The organism is Bradyrhizobium sp. SZCCHNPS1003 (genome assembly GCF_032381555.1).
Lineage (GTDB): Bacteria > Pseudomonadota > Alphaproteobacteria > Rhizobiales > Xanthobacteraceae > Bradyrhizobium.
Map to the genome: position 1 here is coordinate 56,445 of NZ_JAUHIU010000017.1, position 15,785 is coordinate 72,229.

General features: G+C 67.1%; 15 protein-coding genes. 11 read left to right on the forward strand and 4 right to left on the reverse strand.

The window, feature by feature from the left end:
* Positions 1-57: 57 nt before the first annotated feature.
* From QX126_RS25695 to dprA, 5 genes are all read left to right on the forward strand, one after another.
* Positions 58-1,011: an aspartate carbamoyltransferase catalytic subunit gene (locus QX126_RS25695; protein WP_315740287.1), complete on the forward strand. Its 954-nt coding sequence runs from the start codon at positions 58-60 to the stop codon at positions 1,009-1,011.
* A 23-nt stretch (positions 1,012-1,034) separates the two neighbouring features.
* Entirely contained in the window at positions 1,035-2,336 is a 1,302-nt protein-coding gene (locus QX126_RS25700; RefSeq protein ID WP_315784500.1) for a dihydroorotase, read from the forward strand.
* A gap of 30 nt (positions 2,337-2,366) precedes the next feature.
* The gene (plsY, locus tag QX126_RS25705) at positions 2,367-2,963 is read left to right on the forward strand and encodes a glycerol-3-phosphate 1-O-acyltransferase PlsY (protein WP_315784501.1); all 597 of its coding nucleotides are present in this window, start codon (positions 2,367-2,369) and stop codon (positions 2,961-2,963) included.
* 136 nt (positions 2,964-3,099) lie between these two features.
* Complete coding sequence (locus QX126_RS25710) at positions 3,100-4,500, forward strand: patatin-like phospholipase family protein (protein WP_315784503.1); 1,401 nt, start codon at positions 3,100-3,102, stop codon at positions 4,498-4,500.
* Between the two features lie 63 nt (positions 4,501-4,563).
* A complete protein-coding gene (gene dprA / locus QX126_RS25715; RefSeq protein ID WP_315784505.1) occupies positions 4,564-5,682 on the forward strand; it encodes a DNA-processing protein DprA in 1,119 nt (372 codons plus the stop codon).
* A gap of 3 nt (positions 5,683-5,685) precedes the next feature.
* Here dprA and QX126_RS25720 read toward each other — a convergent pair whose 3' ends face one another.
* Positions 5,686-6,084, reverse strand: coding sequence for a helix-turn-helix domain-containing protein (locus tag QX126_RS25720; protein ID WP_315740292.1), 399 nt, complete (start codon positions 6,082-6,084; stop codon positions 5,686-5,688).
* A gap of 97 nt (positions 6,085-6,181) precedes the next feature.
* Here QX126_RS25720 and QX126_RS25725 point away from each other — a divergent pair, with 97 nt between their 5' ends.
* On the forward strand, positions 6,182-6,793 hold the full coding sequence (locus QX126_RS25725) for an FMN-dependent NADH-azoreductase (RefSeq protein ID WP_315784507.1): 612 nt from the start codon (positions 6,182-6,184) through the stop codon (positions 6,791-6,793).
* Between the two features lie 75 nt (positions 6,794-6,868).
* On the opposite strand, the gene QX126_RS25730 is transcribed toward QX126_RS25725, so the two are convergent.
* Positions 6,869-7,642, reverse strand: a complete 774-nt coding sequence (locus QX126_RS25730) for a glucose 1-dehydrogenase (protein ID WP_315775218.1) — start codon at positions 7,640-7,642, stop codon at positions 6,869-6,871.
* A 145-nt stretch (positions 7,643-7,787) separates the two neighbouring features.
* Between QX126_RS25730 and QX126_RS25735 the strand changes: the two genes are divergently transcribed.
* Positions 7,788-8,231, forward strand: a complete 444-nt coding sequence (locus QX126_RS25735; RefSeq protein WP_315740295.1) for a helix-turn-helix domain-containing protein — start codon at positions 7,788-7,790, stop codon at positions 8,229-8,231.
* A gap of 13 nt (positions 8,232-8,244) precedes the next feature.
* Here QX126_RS25735 and QX126_RS25740 read toward each other — a convergent pair whose 3' ends face one another.
* Positions 8,245-8,454, reverse strand: a complete 210-nt coding sequence (locus tag QX126_RS25740; RefSeq protein WP_315740362.1) for a hypothetical protein — start codon at positions 8,452-8,454, stop codon at positions 8,245-8,247.
* Positions 8,455-8,679: 225 nt separating this feature from the next.
* On the opposite strand from QX126_RS25740, the gene topA reads away from it, so the two are divergent.
* From topA to QX126_RS25760, 4 genes are read left to right on the forward strand one after another with little or no spacing between them, the layout of a single operon-like run.
* On the forward strand, positions 8,680-11,433 hold the full coding sequence (gene topA / locus QX126_RS25745) for a type I DNA topoisomerase (protein WP_315784508.1): 2,754 nt from the start codon (positions 8,680-8,682) through the stop codon (positions 11,431-11,433).
* 4 nt (positions 11,434-11,437) lie between these two features.
* Positions 11,438-13,813 carry a ribonuclease R gene (gene rnr / locus QX126_RS25750; RefSeq protein WP_315784511.1) on the forward strand — a complete coding sequence of 792 codons (2,376 nt, stop codon included), beginning with the start codon at positions 11,438-11,440 and terminating at the stop codon, positions 13,811-13,813.
* Positions 13,810-14,253 carry a DUF983 domain-containing protein gene (locus QX126_RS25755; protein ID WP_315740298.1) on the forward strand — a complete coding sequence of 148 codons (444 nt, stop codon included), beginning with the start codon at positions 13,810-13,812 and terminating at the stop codon, positions 14,251-14,253. Before rnr ends, QX126_RS25755 begins: the two co-directional genes overlap by 4 nt.
* Positions 14,254-14,294: 41 nt before the next feature.
* The gene (locus tag QX126_RS25760) at positions 14,295-15,053 is read left to right on the forward strand and encodes an NUDIX domain-containing protein (protein WP_315784512.1); all 759 of its coding nucleotides are present in this window, start codon (positions 14,295-14,297) and stop codon (positions 15,051-15,053) included.
* A 22-nt stretch (positions 15,054-15,075) separates the two neighbouring features.
* Here QX126_RS25760 and QX126_RS25765 read toward each other — a convergent pair whose 3' ends face one another.
* Positions 15,076-15,612 (reverse strand): RidA family protein, encoded by a 537-nt coding sequence (locus tag QX126_RS25765; protein WP_315784514.1) that lies wholly within the window; start codon positions 15,610-15,612, stop codon positions 15,076-15,078.
* Between the last annotated feature and the right edge of the window lie 173 nt (positions 15,613-15,785).

Genomic DNA, 15,785 nt, shown 5'->3' on the forward strand with positions numbered 1-15,785 from the left:
GAACCCCGGCTTTCGGCCTTGCCCCCCATGGAAACCGCGCCTATAGCTCTGGCTTTAATGGCAACCTCTCCGAAATCGACTTTCGTCCTCGGGCACCGGCATTTGCTGGGAATCGAGGGCCTTTCCGCCCACGACATCACCGGTCTCCTCGATCTGTCCGAGGAGTATGTCGAACTGAATCGTCAGGTCGACAAGAAGCGCACCGTGCTGCGCGGCCGGACCCAGGTCAACCTGTTCTTCGAGGCGTCGACGCGGACCCAGTCCTCGTTCGAGATCGCGGGCAAGCGGCTTGGCGCCGACGTCATGAACATGTCGGTGTCGTCCTCGTCCATGCGCAAGGGCGAGACCCTGATGGACACAGCGGTCACGCTCAACGCGATGCATCCGGACATCCTGGTGGTCCGTCACCACGCCTCCGGCGCGGTGGAGCTCTTGGCTCGCAAGGTCGATGGCTCCGTGATCAATGCCGGCGACGGCGCGCATGAGCATCCGACCCAGGCGCTGCTCGATGCGCTGACGATCCGCCGCAACAAGGGCCGCATCGAGGGGCTGGTGATCGCGATCTGCGGCGACGTGCTGCATTCGCGCGTCGCGCGCTCCAACATCCTGCTGCTGAATACGATGGGCGCCCGCGTCCGCATCGTCGCGCCCTCCACGCTGCTGCCGCCCGGCATCGAGCGGATGGGCGTCGAGGTCGCGCGCGACATGCGCGAGGGCCTCAACGGCGCCGACATCGTCATGATGCTGCGGCTGCAGCGCGAGCGCATGAACGGCTCGTTCGTGCCGTCGTCGTCGGAATATTTCCAGTATTTCGGGCTCGATCAGAAGAAGCTCGCTTACGCCAAGCCAGACGCGCTGGTCATGCATCCGGGACCGATGAACCGCGGCGTCGAGATCGAGTCCATCGTTGCCGATGGCGCACAATCGCTGATCCGGGAACAGGTCGAAATGGGGGTTGCCGTGCGCATGGCCGTGCTCGAAGCACTGGCCCGCAACCTGCCCAACGCGTGATACAGAAGTCGGGACAAAACGCCATGCTGACCGACCGCCGTCCGATCCTGCTCGCCAATGCGCGCGTGATCGACCCCTCCCGCGACTTCGACGGCCCCGGCGACGTGCTGATCGCCGACGGCGTCATCCGCGACCTCAAGCGCGGCATCGGCGCCGCCGGCGTGCCCGAGGGCACCGACGTCGTCAACTGCGCCGGCAAGATCGTGGCCCCCGGCCTGATCGACATGTGCGCCTTCGTCGGCGAGCCGGGTCTGGGCCATCGCGAGACCTTCGCCAGCGCCAGCCAGGCCGCCGCGACCGGCGGCATCACCACCATCATCTGCCAGCCCGGCACCGAGCCGGTCATCGACAACTCGGCGACCGTCGACTTCGTGCTGCGCCGCGCGCGCGACACCGCCATCGTCAACATCCAGCCGATGGCGGCATTGACCAAGGGCCTGCGCGGCGAGGAGATGACCGAGATCGGGCTGCTGCGCGCTGCCGGCGCGGTCGCCTTCTCCAATGGCCATACCAGCGTGATGAACGCGCAGGTGATGCGCCGCACGCTGACCTACGCGCGGGATTTCGACGCCCTGATCGTGCATCACACCGAGGATCCCAATCTCGTCGGCGAAGGCGTCATGAACGAAGGCGAGTTTGCCTCTCGGCTCGGCCTCTACGGCATTCCGCCCGCAGCGGAAGCCGTCGTGCTCGAACGCGACATGCGCCTGGTGGCGCTCAGCAAGGGACGCTATCACGCGGCAGCGCTGAGCTCGATCGACTCGCTCGACATCCTCAGGCGGGCCCGCGAGGCAGGCCTCACGGTGAGCGCGTCGGTCTCGATCAACCACGTCACCCTGAACGAGAACGACATCGGCCCCTACCGCACCTTCCTGAAACTGACGCCGCCGCTGCGCACCGAGGTCGACCGCCGCGCGCTGGTCGAGGCGCTGGCCTCGGGCCTGATCGACGTCATCATGTCGGACCACACGCCGCAGGACGTCGAGGTCAAGCGGCTGCCGTTCGCGGAGGCTGCGAGCGGCGCGGTCGGCCTTGAGACCATGCTGCCGGCGGCGCTGCGGCTCGTACACAATGGCGAGCTGAGCTGGACGACCCTGATCCGCGCGATGTCGACCCGGCCCGCCGAGCTGCTCGGCCTGCCCGGCGGCACCTTGCGGGCGGGCGCGCCGGCCGACGTCATCGTGATCGATCCCGACGTGCCCTGGATCCTCGATCCGGCCGACCTCAAATCGCTGTGCAAGAACACGCCGTTCGACGAAGCCCGCTTCACCGGCCGCGTGGTCCGCACCATCGTCGGCGGCCGCACCGTGTTCGAACATGTCTGACGCAAGGCCAAGCTCGGAAGGAGTGGTGTGATGGGTTCCGAAGCCTTCCTGCCCCTCGCTCTCATCATCGGCTATCTCCTGGGGTCCATCCCGTTCGGCCTGATCCTGACCAGGCTGGCCGGCACGCAGGATCTGCGCAGCATCGGCTCCGGCAATATCGGCGCCACCAACGTGCTGCGCACCGGACGCAAGGGGCTCGCGGCAGCAACCCTGCTCGGCGACGCGCTGAAGGGCACGGCCGCAGTCATCATCTCCGGCTATCTCGGCGGCCCGAATGCCGCGATGATCGCGGGCCTCGGCGCCTTCCTCGGCCACTTGTTCCCGGTGTGGCTGAAGTTCCGCGGCGGCAAGGGCGTGGCGGTCTACATCGGTATTCTGATTGGCCTGTTCTGGCCCGGCGCCATCTTCTTCTGCCTGGTGTGGCTCACCACCGCGTTCGCGCTCCGCTACTCATCGCTCGCGGCACTCGTCGCCAGCGTGCTGACGCCGATCGTGCTGTGGGCTTTCGGTCACACCGCGCTGGCCGCCTTGTTCACCTTGCTCACACTGTTGCTCGTTTACATGCATCGCGAAAACATCAAGCGATTGCAGTCGGGCACCGAGAGCAAGATCGGGGCGAAGAAGTAATCACTCCGGACAAATACGGAAAACCTGTGTTGCGCCCTGATTTCACAGCGGCTGCGCAGCAACACCGGCGATTCATCAGCTAATAAGTTAACGCGGGACTCTGGCGTGAATCATGATTGCCTGTCATGATTCCTGCATGTGGTTACGCAAGACCAATTCCAGCGGTTCGTCGGCCACGCACGATGACCGTACTGATCAGGCTCCGGCGCAGCAGAAGGCGGCCCCGGCCCGATCGAACGCCAGCCTGCTGCTCTCGGCCGCCGAGATCTGGTCGACCGGCATCACGGCCGCTACAGACCCGGCGCCCACGCCTGAGGCGATCGCGCCCGCTGCGCCGATCATGCCGAACGTGGCACCATCCACCGAAGCATCCGAACCGCACCCTGCGCCGGAACGAGCCGATGTCGCGCCGGCCGTTACCGAGATGATCATGACGGCCACGAGCGCGCCCGTGATCAGCGACACCAAAGCTGCAGAGACGCCCGAGCGAACGCTTGCGGAGACGATCGCAACGGTCACGCTGCCGCCACCACCCCGGACGTGGCCGCCGCGCAAGCTGTCGCTGGCCCTGCAGGGCGGCGGAACGTTCTCGGCCTTCACCTGGGGCGTGCTGGATCGCCTGCTCGAGGAGCCCGGTTGCGATTTCGACACCATCAGCGGCGCCAGCGCCGGCGCGGTCAACGCCGCGCTGCTCGCGAGCGGGCTCGCCAAGGGCGGCCGCGACGAAGCCCGCAACCGGCTCGCTTTGTTCTGGACCCGGCTGATGGAGGAGGCGTCGTTCCGATCGCTGTTGGTGATCGGCGCGTACTCGCCGGCGAGCAGCTCGGTGTCGTTCGGTGCGGGGCTGCGCGGCGGACGCGCCGACCCGCTCGATCTCGACCCGCTCCGCGACATCCTCCTTGAGACGATCGATTTCGACGCCGTGCAGGGCCCGGCCGCGCCCCGCCTGCTGATCGCGGCGACCCGGGCCCGTGACGGCCTGCCGCAGATCTTCCGCAATGCCGGCATCACGCCGGATGCGCTGCTCGCCTCCACCTGTCCCGCGCAACTGCACGCCGCTGTCGACATCGAGGGCGAGGCGTATTGGGACGGCAGTTACCTCACCAATCCGCCGCTGATCCAGATCGCGCATGAGTCCAGCGCCGCCGACCTGCTGGTCGTTCAGGTCACGCCCGCGCGCGACGGCAATGTCCCGATGACCTCGGCCGCGATCGATCGCCGTCTCGACCAGATCGCCGGCAATGCGGTCCTGAACGCCGAGCTCGCGGCGCTCGAATGGGCACGCAGCGACGGCCTGCATCCGCCGCGCGTTCATCGGCTTGCCGCCGAGGACGAGATCGAGGCCCTGGCTCAGCGCGATGCGACCGATCTCGGCAGCAGCTTCATCGAGTTGCTGTACCAGCGCGGACGCGACGCCGCCGAGCGCTGGCTGCGCGAGGCTCCGGTCGGCACCACGCCGGCCATCCAGGGCGATCAGCCGGCGCTGTCGTCTCCGATGTCCGCGTCCGAGAATGTACGCGACGTCGCGCCGGCGTAGCGCGCCCTCTTCCCTGCGTCCTCGGGTTGCTCCATTCTAGTCCCCGGTAAAAGGGGGCTTTGCGTGGATGCCATCAACACGACGATCGAGCTGAGCGACACCGAGCGGCGCGACCGGCTGCGCCTGATCCGGTCCGACAATGTCGGCCCGCGCACCTTCCGCTCGCTGCTCGACCATTTCGGCACCGCGCGCGTAGCGCTCGACCGGCTGCCCGATCTGGCACGCCGCGGCGGCGCGGCCGGAGCCGGCCGGATCTGCACGGTCGGCGAAGCCGAGGCCGAACTCGAAGCCTGCAAACGGCAAGGCGTCGAACTGCGGGCGCCGGACGAGGACGGCTATCCGCCCCGCCTCGCCGCCTGCGAGGATGCGCCTCCGCTGCTCGCGGTGCGCGGCGCCCGCGAGACGTTGATGCGCCCGATGATCGCCATCGTCGGCTCGCGCAACGCTTCCGCCGCCGGACTCAAATTCGCCGGCCAGATCACCCATGAGCTCGGTCAGGCCGGCTTCGTCATCATCTCCGGCCTCGCCCGTGGCATCGATCAGGCCGCCCATCGCGCGAGCCTCGGCAGCGGCACGGTCGCGGTGCTCGCCGGCGGCCACGACCGGATCTATCCGCCGGAGCACGTCGACCTGCTCGGCGCCATCATCAGTGGCAGCGGCGCCGCAATCTCCGAGATGCCGCTCGGACACGAGCCGCGCGCCCGCGACTTTCCCCGCCGCAACCGGCTGATCTCCGGCGCCTCGCTCGGCGTCGTCGTCGTCGAGGCCGCGCATCGCTCGGGCTCGCTGATCACGGCGCGCATGGCCGGCGAACAGGGCCGCGAGGTCTTCGCCGTCCCGGGCTCGCCGCTCGATCCCCGCTGCGCGGGCACCAACGATCTCATCAAGCAGGGCGCCGCGCTCGTCACCGAAGCCGCCGACATCATCCAGGCCGTCGGCCCGATCATGGAGCGGCCGCTGCCCTTTTCGCTGCGCGAGCCGGACGAGGAGTTGTTCGCCCCCGATCCCGAAAGCCACGACCGCGCGCAGATCACAGCCCTGCTCGGCCCGACGCCCGTCTCGATCGACGACCTGATCCGGATCAGCGGTCTGTCACCCGCCGTGCTGCGCATGGTGCTGCTCGAGCTGGAGCTGGCCGGCCGCCTGGAGCGCCACGGCGGCGGGATGGTGTCACTCACCTAGCGCTCAGTCGGCATCCTTGCGTGCGTCGAAGTGCGTTCGTGCCCGCTCGATCTGCTCCTGGTGCTGGATGGCCCAGTGCCCGAGCGCCTGCACGGGCTGCGACAGGCCGCGGCCGAGATCGGTCAATTCATAGTCGACCCGCGGCGGGATGGTCGGAAACACCGTGCGCGTCACCAGCCCGTCGCGTTCGAGGCCGCGCAGCGTCAGGGTCAGCATGCGCTGGGAAATGCCGCCCACGAGGCGCTTGAGCTCGTTGAAGCGCTTCGGCCCGTCCTGCAGCATCATGATGACGAACACGCTCCATTTGTCGCCGACGCGCGCCAGGATCGAGGCGACGCCCCGGCAATCATTGTGCTCCGGCTCCGCCGGCAGGTCAGGATCAGGGCTGTTCGCAGGTGTCATGGCTGTGCCCGAGTTTCAAAAATGTGCGTTCTTGTGGAGTTACAGCACAGTCACTCATAGTGCGCCAGTTACAAACCAATACCAAGGTGACTGACCGATGACCCAACTCCTTCATGTCGACTCCAGCGTGCTCGGCCCCCACTCCGTCAGCCGTCAGGTGTCCGCCGCAATCGTCGCGCGGCTCCGCCAGCTGACGCCGGGCCTCGAGGTCACCTATCGGGATGTCGCCGCAGAACCGCTGTTGCATCTGTCTGGCGCGCATGTCGCGACCATGCGCGGAGGAGCGGCAGCGGATCCAGCCATCGAGGCGGACATCACGTCCGGTCAGGCGGTCCTTGAGGAGTTTCTCCGCGCCGATACCGTCGTGATCGGGGCTCCGATGTACAATTTCTCCATCCCGAGCCAGCTCAAGGCATGGATCGACCGCATCGCGGTCGCGGGCAAGACCTTCAAATATGGCCCGAACGGCCCGGAAGGGCTCGCCGGCGACAAGCGCGTGATCATCGCAATCTCGCGCGGCGGCCGTTATGGCGCGGATACGCCGATGGCCGCCTTCGAACATCTGGAGACCTATTTGCGCGGGGTCTTCAGCTTCATCGGCGTCAAGGATCTCACATTCATCGCGGCCGATGGTGTCCAGATCGGGCCGGAGCAGCGCGAGCAGGCGCTCGCGACGGCGCTTCAGACGGCCGGCGATCTCGCTGCCTGATCGAGACGGTGGCTGCCGCCGGCAGCCACCGTCTCTCACCGTGACGAGACCTCGCCACATGCTGCTCTCTGGCGCCTACCCCCGATAGATCGGCGCACCGGCCGGCGAGCTCGTGGCGCCGCCATCGACGAACAGCTCCTGCCCCTGGATGTGCGCGGCATCGTCCGACGCCAGGAACAGCACGGTGCTGGCGATATTCTCCGGCTCGCCGATATGGCCGAGCGGCGTGGTCGCCGCGATCCTTGCCTCGAACATCTTCTCAGCCTCGGGCGTCGCGACCGCGGCGCCCCAGATCGGCGTCCGGATCGCGCCCGGCGCAACCACGTTGACGCGGATGCCGCGCGGCGACAGCTCCGACGCCAGCACCCGCGCCATCGCGCGCACCCCGGCCTTGCTCGCGGCGTAGGCCGAATAGCCGGGATTGCCCAGCACCGAGATCACGGAGCCATTGAGGATGATCGAGGCGCCGTCCTTGAGATGAGGCAGCGCCGCCTGAACGGTGAAGAACACGCCCGTCAGATTGGTGCGGATCACCTGCTCGAACACCTCGGGCCTGGTTGCTCCGGCCGGGGTCGCGCCGGGGATGCCGGCATTGGCGAACAGGATGTCGAGCTTGCCGAAGCGCTCTGCGGCGCGGGCGGCCGCGGCCTCGGTCGCGGCGATGTCGGTGGCATCGGCCACCAGCGCCAGCGCGTTCGGCCCGAGCTCGCGCGCCGCAGCCTCCAGCCGCCCGGCATCGCGCCCAGTAATCGCGATCCTGGCGCCTTCCGCGACGAAGCGCCGGGCGGTCGCAAGCCCGATGCCGCTACTGCCGCCGGTAATCAGTGCCGTCTTGTTTGCAAGCCTCACGCCCGCCTCCAAATAGTTGCATAATTAAACCGATAGACGACATAGGCCAGTCGGTTTTATAATGCAACCACACAAGGGCGTGACCTGACGCGGGTGCGCCGGAGTACCGGCCGCGCCCCGCGGGCGACAGGACAAGGATGACGTGATGGTCAAGCGCACGAGCCTGGAAGGCGACGCCTGCCCGATCGCGCGGTCGCTAGATGCGATCGGCGACTGGTGGTCGCTGCTGATCATCCGCGATGCCTTTCTCGGCGTGCGCCGCTTCAGCGCATTTCAGCGCAGCCTCGGCATGGCGAAGAACATCCTTACGGTGCGACTGCGGGCGCTGGTCGATCGTGGCATCCTGACCACCGAGCCGGCCGCGGATGGCAGCTCCTATCGCGACTACGTGCTGACGCCGAAAGGCCGCGGCCTGTTTCCGATCCTGGTCGCACTGCGACAGTGGAGCGAGGAATTCGACGAGCACCCGGACGAGATCGCCACCGCGCTCGTCGACCGCGCGAACCGCAGGCCGGTTCGCAAGCTGCTGCTGACTGCGGAGGACGGCCGGACGCTGGCGCCGGAGGAAACCGCTCTCGCCCCGCGCTGAGCGCGGCCGGCCGTCAGCAGAGCCTGTGGCGGCTGCGCAGCCTGAGATGCTCCTCGGCCTCCAGGTTCGCCATGCGCAGCAGGTAGTCGAGCATGTCGAGGTGATGACGCTGCGCCAGATGCGACAGGCTGGCCGTCACCTCGGCGATCAGCGCCGCCGCGGCGTCGGGATCCTCCACCGTCACCTCGACGTCCGGGTCGCTTTTGTCCACTGCCTTGGCCAACAACCGTCACCCAGCATAAGGAATTTGACGAAAAACAACCTCAAAAGAGCACGATTCTCATCGTGCTCCGTACAACCTGATAGGTACTTCGCCGGTCGAACGCAATCGCCTTTCAACATCCCTCGATTTGACAGGAACCCCCTCACCACCCATGTTCGGGTCAACGCAGCCGGCGCGAATCCCGCGAAGCCAGCTTCAATCCTTCCACTAAGCCATTGGAAATACATGAATATCGTCATCGTGGAGTCGCCTGCCAAGGCCAAGACGATCAATAAGTATCTGGGCTCCTCCTACGAGGTTCTGGCCTCTTTCGGTCATGTCCGCGACCTTCCGGCCAAGAACGGTTCCGTCGATCCGGACGAGAATTTCCGCATGATCTGGGAGATCGATCCCAAGGCGGCCGGCCGACTCAACGATATCGCCAAATCGCTGAAGGGCGCTGACCGGCTGATTCTCGCCACCGACCCTGATCGCGAGGGCGAAGCGATTTCCTGGCATGTGCTGGAGGTGTTGAAGGAGAAGCGTGCGCTCAAGGATCAGAAGATCGAGCGCGTCGTCTTCAACGCCATCACCAAGCAGGCCGTCTCGGAGGCGATGAAGCATCCGCGCCAGATCGACGGCGCGCTGGTCGACGCCTACATGGCGCGCCGCGCACTCGATTACCTCGTGGGCTTCACTCTCTCTCCCGTGCTGTGGCGCAAGCTGCCGGGCGCCCGCTCGGCCGGGCGCGTGCAGTCGGTCGCGCTGCGCCTCGTCTGCGATCGCGAGCTCGAGATCGAGAAGTTCGTCCCGCGCGAATACTGGTCGCTGATCGCGACCTTGGCGACGCCGCGCGGTGACACCTTCGAGGCGCGCCTCGTCGGCGCCGACGGCAAGAAGATCCAGCGGCTCGACATCGGCACCGGCGCCGAAGCCGAGGATTTCAAGACCGCGCTCAACGCGGCGAGCTACACGGTCGCGACCGTCGACGCCAAGCCCGCGCGGCGCAACCCGCAGGCCCCCTTCACCACCTCGACCCTGCAGCAGGAGGCGAGCCGCAAGCTCGGCTTCGCGCCGGCGCACACGATGCGCATCGCGCAGCGTCTCTATGAGGGCATCGACATCGGCGGCGAGACCACCGGTCTCATCACCTATATGCGAACCGACGGCGTGCAGATCGACGGTTCGGCGATCACCCAGGCCCGCAAGGTGATCGGCGAGATCTACGGCAACAAATATGTGCCGGAGAGCCCGCGCCAGTACCAGGCCAAGGCCAAGAACGCCCAGGAAGCGCATGAAGCGATCCGCCCGACCGACCTGTCGCGCAAGCCGGCCGATCTACGCAAGCGGCTCGATGACGACCAGGCCAAGCTCTATGAGCTGATCTGGACCCGTACGATCGCGAGCCAGATGGAATCCGCCGAGCTGGAGCGCACCACCGTCGACATCATCGCCAAGGCGGGCGCCCGCACCCTGGAGCTGCGCGCGACGGGCCAGGTCATCAAGTTCGACGGCTTCCTCGCCCTCTATCAGGAAGGCCGCGACGACGAGGAGGACGAGGACGGCCGCCGCCTGCCGCAGATGAGCCCGAACGAGCCGCTCAAGCGACAGAATCTCGCGGTCACCCAGCATTTCACCGAGCCGCCGCCGCGCTTCTCCGAGGCCTCGCTGGTCAAGCGCATGGAGGAGCTCGGCATCGGCCGACCCTCGACCTATGCCTCGATCCTACAGGTGCTGAAGGACCGCGGCTATGTGAAGCTCGAGAAGAAGCGGCTGCACGGCGAGGACAAGGGCCGCGTCGTCGTCGCGTTCCTGGAGAACTTCTTCCGCCGCTACGTCGAGTATGATTTCACGGCGGATCTCGAGGAGCAGCTCGACCGCATCTCCAACAACGAGATCGCCTGGCAGCAGGTCCTGAAGGATTTCTGGACCGGCTTCATCGGCGCCGTCGACGACATCAAGGACCTGCGCGTGGCGCAGGTGCTCGACGCGCTCGACGAGATGCTCGGGCCCCACATCTATCCGCCGCGCGACGACGGTGGCGATGTCCGGCAGTGCCCGACCTGCGGCACCGGACGGCTCAACCTCAAGGCCGGCAAGTTCGGCGCCTTCGTCGGCTGCTCGAACTATCCGGAATGCCGCTACACCCGCCCGCTCGCCGCCGACAGCGAGGCGACGGCCGATCGCGTGCTCGGCCAGGATCCGGACACCGGCCTCGACGTCGTCGTCAAGGCCGGCCGCTTCGGGCCCTACATCCAGCTCGGCGAGCAGAAGGATTACGCCGAAGGCGAGAAGCCGAAGCGCGCGGGCATCCCGAAGGGAACATCGCCCGCCAGCCTCGAGCTCGACTATGCGCTGAAGCTGCTGTCGCTGCCGCGCGAGGTGGGCATCCATCCGGAGACGGGTCTGCCGATCATCGCCAATCTCGGCCGCTTCGGGCCGTTCGTGAAGCACGACAAGACCTATGCGAGCTTGGAGGCGGGCGACGAGGTGTTCGACATCGGCCTCAACCGCGCCGTCACCCTGATCGCCGAGAAGATCGCCAAGGGACCGAGCAAGCGCTTCGGCGCCGATCCCGGCAAGGCGCTCGGCGACCATCCGTCGCTCGGCCCCGTCGCCGTCAAGGCCGGCCGCTACGGCGCCTATGTCACCGCAGGCGGCGTCAACGCCACCATTCCCGGCGACAAGGAGAAGGACACGATCACGCTGGCGGAGGCGATTGCGTTGCTCGACGAGCGCGCCGCCAAGGGCGGCGGCAAGAAGGCCAAGGGCAAGGCTGCGAAGCCGGCCAAGGCTGCCAGCAAGGCCAAGCCGAAGACCGGCGGTGACGACGACACGCCGAAGCCGGCGAAAAAGGCCGTGGCGAAGAAGGCGGCCGCCAAACCGAAATCAGACTCCACCAGCAAGGCGCGTGCGCCGGTCGCCAAGGCCGCCAAGACCTCGGCCAAGCCTGCGACCAAGGCGACGCCCAAGAAAAGCGCCGGCAAGGCCCGCGGATGAGAAAATGACCCAAAAGCGCGACATCGGCTTCCCTTCGCGGGAGGCCATCGTCGCCTTCATCCGCGCCAATCCGGGCAAGGTTGGCACCAAGGACATCGCCCGCGCATTCGGCCTGAAGAACGCCGATCGCGTCGCGCTCAAGCAGTTGCTGCGCGAGCTCGTCGCCGACGGCACGGTGAAGAAGAGCGGCCGCAAGAAGGTCGTCGAGACCGCGACCCTGCCGGCCACGCTGGTCGCCGACATCACCGGGCGCGACAGCGACGGCGAATTGATCGCCAAGCCGGCCGAATGGGACGAGGCCGAACAGTCCGAGCCGCCGCGCATCCGCATCCACACGCCGCGTCATGCCGGGCCGGGCTCGGCCGCCGGCGTCGGTGACCGCGCGCTGCTGCGGGTCGAGCCGATCAAGGACGCCGAAGGCGTGGCCTATCGCGGCCGCGTACTCAAGGTGCTCGATCAGGCGCGGCCGCGCGTGCTCGGCATTTTCCGCAGCAATCCCGGCGGCGGCGGCCGCCTCATTCCGGTCGACAAGAAGCAGGCTGGCCGCGAGCTCTCCATCGCCCCCGCCGACACCAAGGACGCCAAGGACGGCGATCTCATCAGCGTCGACCTGCTGCGTGGCCGCGGCTATGGCCTGCCCGCAGGACGCGTGAAGGAGCGCTACGGCTCGGTCGCCACCGAGAAGGCGATCAGCCTGATCGCGATCCATGCCCACGAGATCCCGATGGACTTCTCCGCGGCAGCCGTCGCGGAAGCCGAAGCCGCGCAGCCCGCGACCTTGAAGGGCCGGGAGGACTGGCGCGAGCTGCCGCTGGTCACGATCGATCCGCCCGATGCCAAGGACCACGACGACGCCGTTCATGCCGCGCCCGACCCCGATCCGAACAATGTCGGCGGCTTCATTGTCCACGTCGCCATCGCCGACGTCGCCTATTACGTCCGTCCTGGATCGGCGCTCGACCGCGACGCGCTGATCCGCGGCAACTCGGTCTACTTCCCCGATCGCGTCGTGCCGATGCTGCCCGAGCGCATCTCCAACAATCTCTGCTCGCTGGTGCCGGGCGAGGCGCGCGGCGCGCTCGCCGTACGCATGGTGCTCGGCGCCGACGGCCGCAAGCGCTCGCACTCGTTCCACCGCGTGCTAATGCGCTCGGCCGCGAAGCTTTCCTATGCGCAGGCGCAGGCCGCGATCGACGGCAAGCCGGACGACATCACCGGCCCCCTGCTCGAGCCGATCCTGAAGCCGCTCTATGCGGCCTATGAGGTCGCCAAGCGCGGCCGCGACGCGCGCGATCCGCTCGACCTCGACATTCCCGAGCGCAAGATCCTGCTCAAGGCCGACGGCACCGTCGATCGCGTCGTCGTGCCGGAGCGCCTCGACGCCCACAGGCTGATCGAGGAGTTCATGATCTCGGCCAACGTCGCCGCGGCCGAACTGCTGGAGAAGAAGGCGCTGCCCCTGATCTACCGCGTGCATGACGAGCCGACGGTGGAGAAGATCCATGCGCTGCAGGAGTTCCTGAAGACGCTCGACGTGCCCTTCGCCAAGAGCGGCGCGCTCAGGCCGTCGCTGTTCAACCGCGTGCTGACCTTGGTCGCGGGCCAGGACTACGAGCATCTCGTCAACGAGGTCGTGCTGCGCTCGCAGGCGCAGGCGGAATATTCGACCGACAATTACGGGCATTTCGGGCTGAACCTGCGCCGCTACGCCCACTTCACCTCGCCCATTCGCCGCTATGCCGACCTCGTCGTGCATCGCGGCCTGCTGCGCGCGCTGGGCCTCGGCGACGGCGCCCTGCCCGACAGCGAGACGCCGGATCATCTCGCCGAGGTCGCGGCGCAGATCTCGGTCACCGAGCGGCGCGCGATGAAGGCCGAGCGCGAGACCGCCGACCGGCTGATCGCCCATCACTTGGCCGACCGCATCGGCGCTACCTTCCAGGGCCGCATCTCCGGCGTCACCCGCGCGGGCCTGTTCATCAAGCTCGACGAGACCGGCGCCGACGGCCTGGTTCCGATCAGGACCCTCGGCACGGAATATTTCGACTATGACGAGACGCGGCACGCGCTGATCGGCCAGCGCAGCGGTGCCATGCACCGGCTGGGTGACGTCGTCGACGTGCGTCTGGTAGAAGCTCAGCCGGTGGCTGGCGCGCTGCGCTTCGAGCTCCTGACCCAGGCGGATGTCCTCGTTTCGCGGCATGGCCGCCGCGACCGGTCGAAGAGCAAGACGACCGTCAAGGCGAAGAGCAAGGCGACCAAGCGGGCCAAATCCGAGGCTCGTCCGAAGCACGAAGAAAAAAGCCGCAAGAAAAGCCAAAAGGCAGGGGCAAAACGCAAGCCCGGCACATCGAAGAAAGGCAGATCATGGACGCCATGAGTTCAACGCCCCACGCAATGCCGCAAACCTGGACACGTGACACCGGCCTCGCCGAGAAGCGCGACGTCTGGACCGCGATGAAGCGCGGCCTGCGCTGCCGCTGCCCGCGCTGCGGTGAGGGCAAGCTGTTCCGCGCCTTCCTGAAAGTCGCCGACAACTGCGACCGCTGCGGCCAGGATTTTTCCGGCCATCGCGCCGACGATCTTCCCGCCTATCTCGTGATCGTCATCGTCGGCCACATCATCGTGCCGCTGGTGCTTTCGATCGAGACCAACTACGCGCCGCCGGTGGCGCTGCAACTCGCGATCTATCTGCCGGTGACCTTGGTCGCCGCGCTCGCCTTGATTCAGCCGGTCAAGGGCGCCGTCGTCGGGCTGCAATGGGCGTTCCGCATGCACGGATTCGACGACAATCCGGTGGAGGGCATTCCACCGGTGTGAGCATTCGACCGATCGACGAGCAAGAAAAAGGCGGGGAGGACATGAGCGAGACGGCACAGGCGACCGGCGCGCCGGCGGGCAAGCCCGCCAAGAAGGAAGCGGACCACCATCCCTACACCAAGCCAAGGGATGCGGCGACGCTGATCCTGGTCGATCGCAGCAGCGCTGTGCCGAAGGTGCTGGTCGGCAAGCGCCACGACAAGGTCGTGTTCATGCCCGGCAAGTTCGTCTTTCCGGGCGGCCGCGTCGACAAGACGGATCACCGCATTCCGGTCGCCGCGTCGATGCCGGCCGAACTCGAAGCCAACCTCTTCAAGGGCAAGCCACAGACGACGGCGTCGCGCGCGAAGTCGCTGGCCGTCGCCGCGATCCGCGAGGCCTGCGAGGAAACCGGTCTCTGCCTGGGACGCAGGGTCGACGGCCCCGCACCGAAGCTTGAAGGTCCTTGGGCGCCATTCGCGCAGGCCGGCCTCCTGCCCGATCCCTCCGGCCTGTTCCTGATCGCCCGCGCCATCACCCCGCCCGGCCGCATCAAACGCTTCGACACCCGCTTCTTCACCGCCGATGCCTCAGCCATCACCCACCGCGTCGACGGCGTGATCCACGCCGATGCCGAGCTGGTCGAGCTGGTCTGGGTCGAGCTCGGCTCCAAGCCGCTCGCCGACCTGCACCCGATGACCAGGAACGTTCTCCACGAGCTCGACCGCCGCCTCGCCACCGGCCCGCTCCGCCACGACGCGCCGGTGCCGTTCTTCCATTTCTATGGCGGCAAGATGCAGAAGGACGTGCTGGGCGGTTGAGGCAATCCTCGGGATAGCGCCGCTACGATGCTCGGTCGTGAATGATCGCGGTCACCTCGATCTCGACGCGCGCCGTCGCAGGCGTGAGACCTGCGACCTTCACGAGCGTGCTCGCAGGCCGAATCGTCCCGAACGCTTCGCTATGCGCAAGGGCCACCGCATCGGTATCCGCCATGTCGGTCAAGTACACGACCGTACGCACCACGTGACGGAGCTCCGCTCCCGCCTTCTGCAGCGCTTCGGCGATAAGGCCGATTGCGCTTTGCGCCTGTGCGTAGACGTCGCGATCCAAATCAGGACCGCGCGCAGTCGTTCCGGAGACGAAGATTTGCTCGCCAACGCGGACCGCGCGCGCATAGCCATAGACGTCCTCGAACGGATAGCCTGAGGAGATGTTCAGCCGGTCTGACACGCCGATGGCTCCCTTGTGAATGAGTCCGAAAGGCACTGTTGCCGTTCGTCCCTGCCAGAGGGGCAGGATACTCGGTGGATGCTGGTCGCGGCGAGTGGGCGGCCCCCCCCACAACAAAGTGTCGTCCCAGCGAACGCCGGGACCCATACCGCGGAATCTTTCGATCGGCCCGGATGGTCGAGACTGTGCCTCACATTCCCTTCACGGAGTATGGATCCCGGCGTTCGCCGGGATGACACCGTTGTTTGGATCGCTTGCTCGGCACGTCATTGGAATGAGCGTGCTACGTCCGCCACCAAAAACGAAATCGTGTTCTGCCG